The sequence below is a fragment of the Bacillus sp. 7884-1 genome (assembly GCF_002272245.1).
Classification (GTDB): domain Bacteria; phylum Bacillota; class Bacilli; order Bacillales; family Cytobacillaceae; genus Neobacillus.
Window position 1 is genome coordinate 1 of the sequence record NZ_NPDD01000138.1, and the last position, 10,953, is coordinate 10,953.

A 10,953-nucleotide genomic window follows, 5' to 3' on the forward strand; every position below is an offset into this window, starting at 1 on the left:
CCTAGGCGCTTCGCTTTCCGCAAGCGGTTTCGGGAAGCCTCCTCGGCGCTATAGCGCCTGTGGGGTCTCCCCTGTCCCGTCCTCCTGCAGGACATTGATTTGCATCCAATTATTTTGTAGAATCAGCACCTGTTAAGACGAGTTCTTTTGGATTGTCTTTTTCCGCGTGACCTTTAAGTATCTCTACTTCATCTTTAAGATTATTTAATTTATTTAGCTCGAACCTTATCTCTTGTAGTTCACTTTGTAGATTCTTGGAATCTGCTAGTTCCTTTTTCGTTTTCACTAACTCTGTTTTTAGTTGTTTGGTTAATTTAATTATTTCTTTTGAAACCTCAACAACAGTTTCAATTTCCTTGCTTTGAGACTTCAAGGTATCCTGTAAGTCCCAAATTTGTTCCTCAAGAGATTCAATTTTTTCTTCGGTTTGAATGGTTAAAGAAGCTATATTGGCCAAGTCATTTCTAGTAGGAATATTGAGTACACCTGCTAGTGCCTCTTGATTCTTTCTATAGGCTTCAAGGTATCGGGAGTTTGCCTCTGTCCCTGTATTTGCCATTTTGACAAATTCATTGTTATTTGACCAAAGAAAAATAAAATCATTTATCTGTTTTTCCAAAATTCCACTGTAACTTTTGAAAGACTCAAATGGGTCATACGGCTTTTTTGTCGACATCTTGTTCACCTCAATAAAGTTATGATTTATTTGACTCCGTAGTAGTCTTCATATATTGCTGAAAGGGTAAAAGTGCAGAATTTACCTGATTTTCAAAAAGATTCACAAATATTTTTTGATTTTCATATAAAACATTGGTTGTACTCTTAACACCTTCAATATATTTCTCTCTACCTTTCTTTCTAAAAGAAATATATTGTTGGACACTGTCTAAGTACTTATCAAGAGCTTGGCCATTCGTTAAAGAACGAATTGGTGTAGATAATAGAGAGGTAGTTTTATTCTGAATGTCATCAACAACTTGGTTGATTTCTTCATAAGATTTAACAGGGAAAAAATGTTGAATAGTGGTCGTGGTCATAAGTAATTCCTCACGAGCATATTTTTCCCACTCAAGAAGCTCTTTCTTAAATTGCTCCGTAATAGCTTTACTATTTTCCTGATTTCTTTTAATACTATCAACATATTGTTTAGTAGCATTTAAGAATAAATCATCATGATGGTTTAAGCGCCCTGCCCATTCATCTACTTCTTCAAAGGCAGCTTTCCACATTAATTCAAAACTTGAAAGCTGATTATCCTGGTTAGATTGATTTTCCACTTCTGATTCATTTCTAATAGACATATTGTTTCTCCTCCAAATGTTTAGTTATTAAAAAACATTTTCAAATCTTTTAGTTCAGTCTTTAATGTTTTTATTTTGTTAGCCTTTAAGTTCTTCACTTCACTTTCAATTAAACAAAGCAAGTCACTTAAAGATTTACTAAGCTCTTTTAACTCAGAATTGTCCTTTTTCAAACCCCTATTTAACATAAAAAGTGTTTCATCAAGATAATCTATCTTATCCTCACAATCTACTTTTCTTTGTGCAAGATTAGCAAAATCATCTTTCAGTGGAATATCAAGTATAGTTAACCAATTGTTGATTATCTTTTGTTGAATCACTACATGATCTAAGTGGTTTTCGATTGCTTTTCCAAATGCATGTGTAAAGGTTGAACAATTGGTATATATATGAATCCGCTTATTACACTCTTTTTCTAGGTATTTGTAAAAAGTTGCAGGATCCTGATGTCTTGTTTCCATAAATGCCCCTTTATCTAACGTGTTACTATGTTAGAATCTATCTGTAACTGCTTTAATCCTTGTTCATTATATTATAGCAATTTGTATCCACAATTTACTAGGTTATATTTAGACTTTTCCATTTAATCAAAATAAAATAATATTTTCGTATTCAAGAGTTGGACATTTTTTGGTGAATCTTTAGGTTCTTTAGTTTTATTAATAATCATATAAATGGCAATATCTAGTAAAAAAAGGAGTTGTTGAGTATGCCTATAACGAAGGCTAATGGAATTGATTTATATTATGAAGTCCATGGTGAGGGTGAACCACTGCTATTAATCATGGGATTATCACTCACTTCTAGATCGTGGTTTCGATCAATCCTGGCTTTGAGTGAACAATATAAAGTAATAGTATTTGATAATCGCGGGGTTGGACTAAGTGGGAAACCAAATTCTCCCTATTCAATTGAGTTAATGGCTGAGGATGCAAGAGCCGTTCTAGATGCAGCCGGTGTAGAGTCTTCTCATGTTTACGGAATTTCAATGGGAGGAATGATTGCTCAAAGACTTGCATTGAAATACCCAGAGCGAATAAAGTCCCTCATCCTCGGCTGTACAACATCAGGTGGGGAAGAACATGTCCAACCTAGTGCTGATGTTTCCATGCTGATGCTGTCTAGGGCATCTTCTACAGCCACACCGGAAGAAATGGCATGGGCAACATCACCAATCCTCTACAGTCAATCATTCATCGAAAATCATAGAGACCAAGTCGCTGAAGATATTCAAAAGAGGATCGAGATACCTGTCCTTCCATATGCCTATATGCTGCAGCTTCAAGCGTGTCTTGCTCATGACACCTACAATGAAATTGACCAAATAAAAGTACCTGTATTGGTGATTCATGGTGATGCGGATAAATTAGTTCCATATGATAATGGTGTAACTCTAGCTGAAAAAATACCAAATGCAGAATTCCTTACCATTAATGGAGCAGGTCACATTTATGTAACTGAAGCGAATGATATAGTGAATAATCGAGTGCTTGAGTTTTTAAACAACCTATAAGACCCATAAAAGAATGCCCAATTAATAACTGGGCATTCTTTATGTTATTGAATATTACTTAATTAATAAATCAATTGTTTTATAGGCTAAGAAAAACGCAGCTAATGAAAAAATAGCCTCCTTAAATCCGAATATATAAATAGAACTGCTAAAAATAAACAAGTTAAAAAACATAACAATTTGTCCAATAGAAAAAGGGGTTCGTTTACTCAATAGAATGGCCAAAACTTCCGTACCATCTAAGGACCCTCCATAGCGGATGACGATTCCTACACCCAATCCTAAAATCACGCCTCCCAGGAGTATTACTAGAAATGGATTATTCGTTATGGAAGGAAATGGTTCTAGAACATGGGTACCTATTGAAAGAACAGAAATAGCAAAAAGACTTAGAATTAGAAATCTTTTTCCTAGGTAAGAATAGCCTAAAAAGAAAAAAGGAGTATTTAGCAGTAACAGAGCCAAGCCAATCTCAATACTAGAAATATGCGAGAGAATGATGCTTATTCCTACGATACCGCCATCAATTACATTATTTTTCACTAAAAACAACTGCAATGATATGGCGACAAGCGAAGCACCACAGAAGATATAGAATAATCTTTTATAGATAGATATATAGGCAGATCTGCTATAACTAACATAATAATTTACTCTCCTCTTATACATATTCCGCCCCTTTTGTTTCAATTATCTCTCCATTGTATGATTTATTATATTCTTCTTCATTAGAAAAATACCGGGCCATTTGGTCAGGTATTCTACTAGAAATAATGTGAAGTTTCTTTGTTAAAACCTTCCTGATTTAAAGATAGAATATATAAGCAGCAGGAACAATGTTGTAGCAATACCAAAACCTATTTCTATTACTGGCAGTTTGTCTAACAGAATGGATGTTTGTCCTGATAACGAGGCACCAATAATTACTCCTACCAAAATAATGCTAAAGGACAGCAATACAAGACTAAACGAAAGCCTGTTACTTATACGATTAAGTTTATGAAGGACTGGCTCCATTTCAGGAGTGGATATTTCAATCTTCATTTTGCCTTTTTTCATAACGGAGGTAAAATCTTTTATCGTTTTTGGGAATTCATGAAGGATATCCCCATATTCTGTGAAATTTACCCATGCAAATTCTGCCATGTTTTTTGGCTTAAAGCGATCCATTAGTAATTGCTTCCCAAATGGTTCGGCCACTGCTAGAATACTTATTTCGTGATTTAGCTTTTCAACGGTCCCCTCTAATGTCAGCAGCGTTTTTCCTAATATCGTTAAATCTGTGGGAATCATAATTTTATGACGGTAAGCAACAGAAAAGAGTTCATTTACAGCATTTCCAATACTCATCTGACTAAAAGGAACATCGAGGTACTTTTCGCGAAGCTTATCTACATCTGAATGTAACTGTTTTACATTTACTTCATCTGGTACAAGCCCCATGTTCGTGATTGCCTTCACTACTTCTGAAGTGTTTTTCCGCATTAGTGCAATGACAAAAGAGGCAATGTGAGCTCTCATTTCAGGAGTTATTCGACCTACCATCCCGAAATCCATAAATGCAATCATTTGGCCTGGAAGGGCAACGATATTACCTGGATGAGGATCCCCATGGAAAAATCCATCGATTAGGATCTGATGAAAAATAGCATTTACTATTTTCTCACCTAATACTTTTGTGTCGTATCCCTCTTGTTGAAGCTTTTCAATCTCATTTAATTTAACCCCATCAATGTACTCCATCGTTAAAATCTTCTTCGTACTGTATTCCCAATATACCTTGGGGATATGAACCTTGGAATCATTAATAAATTGTTTTGCGATTTTTTCTGCGTTTCTGCCTTCATTTTCATAGTCCAATTCTTCTCGAAGCGATCTTGATAATTCTTCTACAATCGTCCGAATTTGATACCTTTCAACCCAATCAATCCTGCTTTCCGCTAATCTGGCTAGATCCTGCAGGATTTCTAAATCTGTATCAATTACACTCATAATATTGGGACGTTGAATTTTAACTGCAACACGCTCGCCTGTTTGCAAAACTGCATGATGGACTTGCCCAATAGATGCTGCAGCTAACGGCGTCTCACGAAATTCTGCAAATGAATTTTCGAGAGAATCAGCCATTTCCTCTTCTACTATTCTTCTCACTTCATCAAATGAAAAAAGAGAAACATTGTCCTGAAGCTTTACCAGTTCTTGAAGGATATCGGCTGGGATAATATCAGGTCTAGTGCTGGCAATTTGGCCAATTTTCACAAAAGTTGGACCAAGTTCCTCGAGAAACATCCGAATTCGTTCACCTGTTGTTCTGCTATTCCGTGATTGGTTTCCTTCAACAAATACTCGCTTTGGAACTGATAACAAATCAAGAAGCCCTAACTCTTTCATAACAAACCCAAAACCATACTTTGTAAAAGCATAAACGATGTCTCGATAACGTTGTATATGGCGAATTTTTTTCTTAATCATCTTCTCCACTCCTGTTGGGAGTATTTTAATATATATTTCCTCGAAACAAGATTCTCACTTTTACAAAGGATTTACAAGCGCATTCTCCTATTGTTCGATTAAAAAACAAAAAGACGCATCATGATCGATACGTCCTAGTCACAATTATTATTTTTTTAACATATTAAAAACCTGCTCGACATCTTTGTCACCACGACCTGAAAGGTTGACAACCAAGACATCATCTTTCGGTAATTCCTTTGCTAGTTTTACAGCATAAGCAACGGCGTGGGAGCTTTCTAACGCTGGAATAATCCCCTCCGTTTTACTTAGCAGCAGAAATGCGTCTAATGCTTCCTGTCCTGTAACCGTAACATATTCAGCTCTCCCGGTTGTTTTCAATTGACTATGCTCTGGACCAACTCCTGGATAATCCAATCCGGCTGCAATCGAATAGGTGGGCTGGGGATTACCATTTTCATCTAATAACGTCAAACATTTAAAACCATGAATGACTGCTGGGGTTCCTTTTGTTAAGGTTGGTGCTTCTTTCGGCTCCACTCCAATTAAACGTACGTATTTTTCATCAATATAATGGGCAAATGCACCAATAGCATTGCTGCCGCCGCCAGTGCAGGCAATAACCGCAGTTGGCAGCCTTCCTTCTTTTTCAATGATTTGGCGCTTTGATTCTTCACTTATAATAGCTTGAAAGTGTTTAACCATGGATGGGTATGGATGAGGACCTACAGCTGACCCTAATAAATAAAAGGTATTTTGATAGTTTTGAACTAAGTCTGCTAAAGCTTCATCGACTGCATCCTTTAAACGACCCTGCCCCTTCTCCACCGGGATAACCTTTGCTCCTAACAGTTCCATTCTAAAGACATTAAGCGCCTGACGCTCCGTGTCGAGCTTTCCCATATAAATAATACATTCCATTCCAAACATGGCACACGCAGTAGCTGTTGCAACACCATGCTGGCCAGCTCCTGTTTCAGCTATAATTCGTTTTGCACCCATTCTTTTTGCCAATAAGATTTGTCCGATTGCATTATTTATTTTGTGAGCACCAGTATGGTTTAAATCTTCTCGTTTAAGATAGATTTTTGCTCCGCCCATTTGTTTCGTTAAATTTTCTGCATAGGTCAGCGGGTTTTCACGCCCCACATATTCCTTGAGGTAATAGTTGAATTCCTCGATGAAATCCGGATCATCTTTATACTTTAAAAATTGTGCTTCCATCTCGTTCAGTACAAGCTGAAGCTCCTCAGGAACAAAACTACCTCCAAACTCACCAAAATAGCCTCTACTATCTACACTAACTTTTTCCATACTCAGCTCGTCTCCCTACTACTATTATTTTTCTCATACCTTGAGTTGAAAATTATTATAGTCTATGTTTACTGAATATTCAAATAAAATTTATTCATACCTAAGTGATTCAATAGGGTCTAATTTTGAAGCCTTATTTGCTGGAAGGAGTCCGAACACAACCCCAATCACCATTGAAAAGACCACACCGCCTAACACTACCTGCCACGAAATCAAGGATGGCCATCCCGCAAAGAAACTGACAATACTAGCACTTCCCCAGCCAAGAAAAATTCCGAGAATTCCCCCGATTAGTGTCAGCGTCATCGATTCAATAAGAAATTGAGTTAAAACCTGACCTCTTGTAGCACCAAGCGCCATTCGAATTCCAATCTCTCTCGTACGCTCCGTTACAGAAACGAGCATAATATTCATAACACCAATACCGCCAACGAACAACGAAATACCAGCAATGCTTCCAATAATTATGGTCATGATTCTTGTAATCTGCCCAATCCCTGCTGCGATTTCTTCCATATTAAGGACTTGATAGGAATCTTCTGTATTATGCATATTGTTTAATAGTCTTGCAGCCTTTTTACCTGCAATCTGAAGCTGGTCTGACGAGTCGGCTTGCAGAGTAACCTGGGTATAGTCACTGCTTCCATAAATTGTCTGCCATGTTTGGAAGGGAAGATAAATCTCCATTGAACTAAACGATAGAAGACCTGTCGGTTTTTCTAAAACACCAATGATTTCAATCGGCTGATTTGCCACCTTGATAACTTTTCCAACAGGATTATCACCTTTAAATAATTCCTCCTGAATCACATGACTGACTAACCCTACTCGACGGCCGCCTATAAAATCTGAAGTGGAAAAACTTCTCCCTTTTCCAACATTCATTTCATTCAATTTTAAATAGGCTTGATTAATACCTGTGGAAGACACATCAGCGGTTTCCTGCTGAAATCTAACAGATGACATTTGAGTGCTAGAAGCGACAATGCTTTTAATCTCTTGTATTTGGTCAAGAGCCCGAATATCCTCCTGTTTAAACGGAGCCTGCATGAAAATGTTTGGATTCGATCGGATTTCTTCATCAGAAGGCTGATAAAACAGTTCTACCGTGTTTCCTGGACCGGTAATTTGTGTTTTAAGCATCGCTTCTCCGCCCTGACCAATTGCCACTACAATGATTACTGCTCCGACACCAATAATTATTCCAAGCATGGTTAAAATACTGCGCATTTTATGAGCCTTTAGCGAGCTTAATGCCATTAACAGGTTTTCCATAAAACTCATTCAGACACCCCCTTAATGGAAGCAGGAGGCAGCTGAATCATACCATCTCGAACGTATATCGTTCGATTCGAATACGCTGCCACTTCAGGTTCATGTGTAACAACGATTACCGTAACGCCTTCTTCTTCATTTAATTCCCTGAATTGCTCCATAATATCGATGCTTGTCTTTGAATCAAGTGCACCCGTCGGCTCATCAGCTAGAATGATTTTTGGTTTATTAACAATTGCTCTCGCGATTGCGACGCGCTGCTTTTGTCCGCCGGATAAGGCATTTGGAAGGTGATCCATACGGTCAGATAATCCCACTTTACTTAATGCTTCTACTGCTCTTGTCTGACGTTCAGATTTGGATACACCTGCATAAATCATCGGAAGCTCTACATTTTTCAATGCTGATAATCGTGGTAATAAATGAAATTGCTGAAATACAAATCCAATCGATTGATTCCTAACCCTTGCAAGTTCATTATCACTATAATAAGAAACATTTTCTCCACTTAGAGTGTAGTTCCCAGTAGTCGGTTTATCCAAACAGCCTATCATATTCATTAAAGTTGATTTTCCTGAACCTGAGGGACCCATGATAGCGACGAACTCACCTTGTTCTATTTTCAAATTAATATTATTTAATACTTTAACGCTTTCTTTGCCAAGTAAATAAGTTTTTGTAATGGATTCAAGCTCGATCATTTTACGGTCACTTCCATACCGTCCTTAATTGAATCTGGCCCATTAATAATAATTTCGTCTTCTTTTGATAAACCTTCTAAAATTTCAATTTTCGCTCCCGATGTGATGCCTGTTTTAACATTTTTCTTACTTGCCTTGCCGTCCTTAACGGTAAAAACATACGGCTGTTCCCCATCATCATGCAGTGCATCTATGGAAAGTACATTTGCTTGTTTTTTGTCTGTTTCAATTTCCATAATGATTTGGAACCCTGGTTTTAATGCTTTACTATCTCCTGTAATCTTCATCGTTACTGGATACTGTACAGCCTGACTCCCACTTTGGAGAGCGGTTTGATTTTGTTCAGGGAGAAGAGAAATCTTGATTATTTCTCCCTGCCACTCTTGATCAGGGACAGCATCGGAACGGAGAATCACTTTCTGTCCGCTTTTTACTTTCAATGTGTCATATTCAGATAACAGACCCGTTGCTATCATTGCATCAAGTTTACCAATATGTACGATAGGCTCAGCCATGCTGTTTTCAAGAGAGGATGAATCTGGTTTATTAACGAATAGTACGACACCATCTATTGTACTGTTAATTTCCAATTCACTTAGACGTTTATCAATCATTTGCTTTTGAAGATTTGTTTGCTTCAATTCTAAATTTGCCAGCTTCTTATCCATCTCTATTTGCTGATATTCAGGGTCAAGCTGTTTTTTTGCTTCCTCTTTACCCACCTGATCTGCAAGAGTTTTTTCTTTATCCTTTAGAAGCTTCAATTGTTTATCAAGTTGATTTATTTTTAGATTAGCTGATTCGATAGACAGCTTATTTTGCTCCATTTCCAAATCTAACTGAGGATTTTGAAGCCTTGCTACTACCGTGCCTTTCTTTACTTCCTGCCCTTCTACTACTAGCAGCTCTTTAAGTTCTCCTTTTTCAGGAGATGCATTGATTTGTTCCTCTTCAAGTTTTACTGTACCTGGAATCATTAAAAGGGAGGAAATTTCCTCCTCCTTCATTTCCGTAGTTTCAACGGAAGGTCCTTTTGCAAAAACCTCCCGGTAAACACTGACAGAAATCATGATGATGACCAGACTGATTACACTAATCATAATCCATGTTTTCTTTTTCATTATTGCATCGGCGCTCCTTGCAGCAGACTGCCGATTAAGGTAAAGCCAATTCCGATTAAGAAGAATACAATCGCAATTGTCCATGCAAGTCCTTTAGATAATTGTGCTGTTTTATGCAGTCCGATAGCTGTTACAATCATAGTCCAGATTGCAAAAACCTCAAATGAACCTAAAAATCCAACTTTTTCTTGATTTAGCAACCCTGCTAAACTAGTAACATATATTTCTGGGTTACCGCCAATGGCATATCTAATACCTGTATTTAGAATGATTCCCGCAGCACCGATTACCGCGATATACGTATTCATTGAGAATAATTGTTTAAATGTTACTGGTGAACTAGCAATCTTGGTAATAATTAAGTGGATTGCGCTGCCAATAAGAACACCGATAATGGGTGTAAGGATACCTGTTATGGCAACGGTGACTTTTGTAACACCTAATACCAGGTCAACTTGATCCTCCGGAATCCCCTGCTCAATAAAGATTGAGGCATCCATCGATAACGCCATTAAAGTCATACCGATTGCATAAAGGATACTTACAATTAGCAGCGGCACCCAGATTTTTGGAGACTGCTTAATTCTCTCAAATTGTTCACCCGGACTCGTAAACATTCCTAATAATGAAGGCTTTTGTTCTTTTGTAATGATTTCTGTTTGATTTTCCATTATTAACACCCCTGCTTCCATTTTTGTGAAATATTACTTTTTAATTATACAAAACTTTGTACCAATAGTTTCATTTTTCTAGTACTTTTGTTGTCGAACGGTTTTAATAATATTTGGTTTTCACTACTCTTATAATAGTCTATAAGAACTATAAGATATTAGTCTATAAGGATAGAAATTGAAGAGAAATGGCTAAAGTTATCGTAATTTATGACCAACCGAAGGATCAAGAGGGATTTGAAAAGTATTACTACAATGTACATATCCCATTGGTGCAAAAAATGCCTTATCTTAAAAGTGCAGAAGTTCATCGAGTGTTACAATCTCAAAACACAAAAGATCAATTATTTTTATTTGATGAACTACAATTTGATAATCCAGAAACATTGAGTCAAGCGATGTCATCACCAGAAGGGATAGAAGTACAAGGAGACGTTAAAAATCTAATGCAATACTTGAGGAAGCCGCCAGTTATTTCAATTGTAGAATAAGTCCACAACTTTTATCATTTTTACTTTTAGGCTCTGCTAAACTTGGCTGTTGATTTGTGCTCCACTAAGAGAAGCTTCTTTGAGTAATCACCGC

General features: G+C 37.1%; 12 protein-coding genes. 2 read left to right on the forward strand and 10 right to left on the reverse strand.

What is annotated here, in order from left to right:
• Positions 1 to 109: 109 nt before the first annotated feature.
• The 3 genes from CHI06_RS16555 to CHI06_RS16565 are packed head-to-tail and all read right to left on the reverse strand — an operon-like array spanning position 110 to position 1,762.
• On the reverse strand, positions 110 to 676 hold the full coding sequence (locus CHI06_RS16555) for a polyhydroxyalkanoate biosynthesis repressor PhaR (RefSeq protein WP_095249734.1): 567 nt from the start codon (positions 674 to 676) through the stop codon (positions 110 to 112).
• 19 nt (positions 677 to 695) lie between these two features.
• A complete protein-coding gene (locus CHI06_RS16560; protein ID WP_095249735.1) occupies positions 696 to 1,301 on the reverse strand; it encodes a hypothetical protein in 606 nt (201 codons plus the stop codon).
• A 20-nt stretch (positions 1,302 to 1,321) separates the two neighbouring features.
• Positions 1,322 to 1,762 (reverse strand): hypothetical protein, encoded by a 441-nt coding sequence (locus tag CHI06_RS16565; protein WP_095249736.1) that lies wholly within the window; start codon positions 1,760 to 1,762, stop codon positions 1,322 to 1,324.
• 248 nt (positions 1,763 to 2,010) lie between these two features.
• On the opposite strand from CHI06_RS16565, the gene CHI06_RS16570 reads away from it, so the two are divergent.
• Positions 2,011 to 2,814: an alpha/beta fold hydrolase gene (locus tag CHI06_RS16570; RefSeq protein ID WP_095249737.1), complete on the forward strand. Its 804-nt coding sequence runs from the start codon at positions 2,011 to 2,013 to the stop codon at positions 2,812 to 2,814.
• Between the two features lie 54 nt (positions 2,815 to 2,868).
• Here the strand turns inward: CHI06_RS16570 and CHI06_RS16575 are convergent, their stop codons facing one another.
• From CHI06_RS16575 to CHI06_RS16605, 7 genes are all read right to left on the reverse strand, one after another.
• Positions 2,869 to 3,483: a YitT family protein gene (locus tag CHI06_RS16575; protein ID WP_095249738.1), complete on the reverse strand. Its 615-nt coding sequence runs from the start codon at positions 3,481 to 3,483 to the stop codon at positions 2,869 to 2,871.
• Positions 3,484 to 3,603: 120 nt separating this feature from the next.
• Positions 3,604 to 5,286: an ABC1 kinase family protein gene (locus CHI06_RS16580; RefSeq protein ID WP_095249739.1), complete on the reverse strand. Its 1,683-nt coding sequence runs from the start codon at positions 5,284 to 5,286 to the stop codon at positions 3,604 to 3,606.
• Positions 5,287 to 5,433: 147 nt separating this feature from the next.
• Complete coding sequence (gene trpB, locus CHI06_RS16585) at positions 5,434 to 6,600, reverse strand: tryptophan synthase subunit beta (protein WP_095249740.1); 1,167 nt, start codon at positions 6,598 to 6,600, stop codon at positions 5,434 to 5,436.
• Positions 6,601 to 6,690: 90 nt separating this feature from the next.
• Positions 6,691 to 7,884: an ABC transporter permease gene (locus tag CHI06_RS16590; protein ID WP_095249741.1), complete on the reverse strand. Its 1,194-nt coding sequence runs from the start codon at positions 7,882 to 7,884 to the stop codon at positions 6,691 to 6,693.
• Positions 7,881 to 8,576, reverse strand: a complete 696-nt coding sequence (locus tag CHI06_RS16595) for an ABC transporter ATP-binding protein (RefSeq protein ID WP_095249742.1) — start codon at positions 8,574 to 8,576, stop codon at positions 7,881 to 7,883. Before CHI06_RS16595 ends, CHI06_RS16590 begins: the two co-directional genes overlap by 4 nt.
• Positions 8,573 to 9,697, reverse strand: a complete 1,125-nt coding sequence (locus CHI06_RS16600; RefSeq protein WP_095249743.1) for an efflux RND transporter periplasmic adaptor subunit — start codon at positions 9,695 to 9,697, stop codon at positions 8,573 to 8,575. The genes CHI06_RS16595 and CHI06_RS16600 overlap by 4 nt, the downstream gene beginning before the upstream one ends.
• Positions 9,697 to 10,368, reverse strand: a complete 672-nt coding sequence (locus CHI06_RS16605) for a Yip1 family protein (protein WP_095249744.1) — start codon at positions 10,366 to 10,368, stop codon at positions 9,697 to 9,699. The genes CHI06_RS16600 and CHI06_RS16605 overlap by 1 nt, the downstream gene beginning before the upstream one ends.
• 188 nt (positions 10,369 to 10,556) lie before the next feature.
• Between CHI06_RS16605 and CHI06_RS16610 the strand changes: the two genes are divergently transcribed.
• Positions 10,557 to 10,859 (forward strand): EthD family reductase, encoded by a 303-nt coding sequence (locus CHI06_RS16610; protein WP_095249745.1) that lies wholly within the window; start codon positions 10,557 to 10,559, stop codon positions 10,857 to 10,859.
• Positions 10,860 to 10,953: the final 94 nt, after the last annotated feature.

Coding starts and splice junctions, on each gene's coding strand:
- CHI06_RS16575 (WP_095249738.1), bottom strand. CDS start 3,483: ATGTATAAGAGGAGAGTAAATTATTATGTTAGTTATAGCAGATCTGCC.
- CHI06_RS16580 (WP_095249739.1), bottom strand. CDS start 5,286: ATGATTAAGAAAAAAATTCGCCATATACAACGTTATCGAGACATCGTT.
- CHI06_RS16565 (WP_095249736.1), bottom strand. CDS start 1,762: ATGGAAACAAGACATCAGGATCCTGCAACTTTTTACAAATACCTAGAA.
- CHI06_RS16605 (WP_095249744.1), bottom strand. CDS start 10,368: ATGGAAAATCAAACAGAAATCATTACAAAAGAACAAAAGCCTTCATTA.
- CHI06_RS16560 (WP_095249735.1), bottom strand. CDS start 1,301: ATGTCTATTAGAAATGAATCAGAAGTGGAAAATCAATCTAACCAGGAT.
- CHI06_RS16555 (WP_095249734.1), bottom strand. CDS start 676: ATGTCGACAAAAAAGCCGTATGACCCATTTGAGTCTTTCAAAAGTTAC.
- CHI06_RS16570 (WP_095249737.1), top strand. CDS start 2,011: ATGCCTATAACGAAGGCTAATGGAATTGATTTATATTATGAAGTCCAT.
- CHI06_RS16610 (WP_095249745.1), top strand. CDS start 10,557: ATGGCTAAAGTTATCGTAATTTATGACCAACCGAAGGATCAAGAGGGA.
- CHI06_RS16595 (WP_095249742.1), bottom strand. CDS start 8,576: ATGATCGAGCTTGAATCCATTACAAAAACTTATTTACTTGGCAAAGAA.
- trpB (WP_095249740.1), bottom strand. CDS start 6,600: ATGGAAAAAGTTAGTGTAGATAGTAGAGGCTATTTTGGTGAGTTTGGA.
- CHI06_RS16600 (WP_095249743.1), bottom strand. CDS start 9,697: ATGAAAAAGAAAACATGGATTATGATTAGTGTAATCAGTCTGGTCATC.
- CHI06_RS16590 (WP_095249741.1), bottom strand. CDS start 7,884: ATGAGTTTTATGGAAAACCTGTTAATGGCATTAAGCTCGCTAAAGGCT.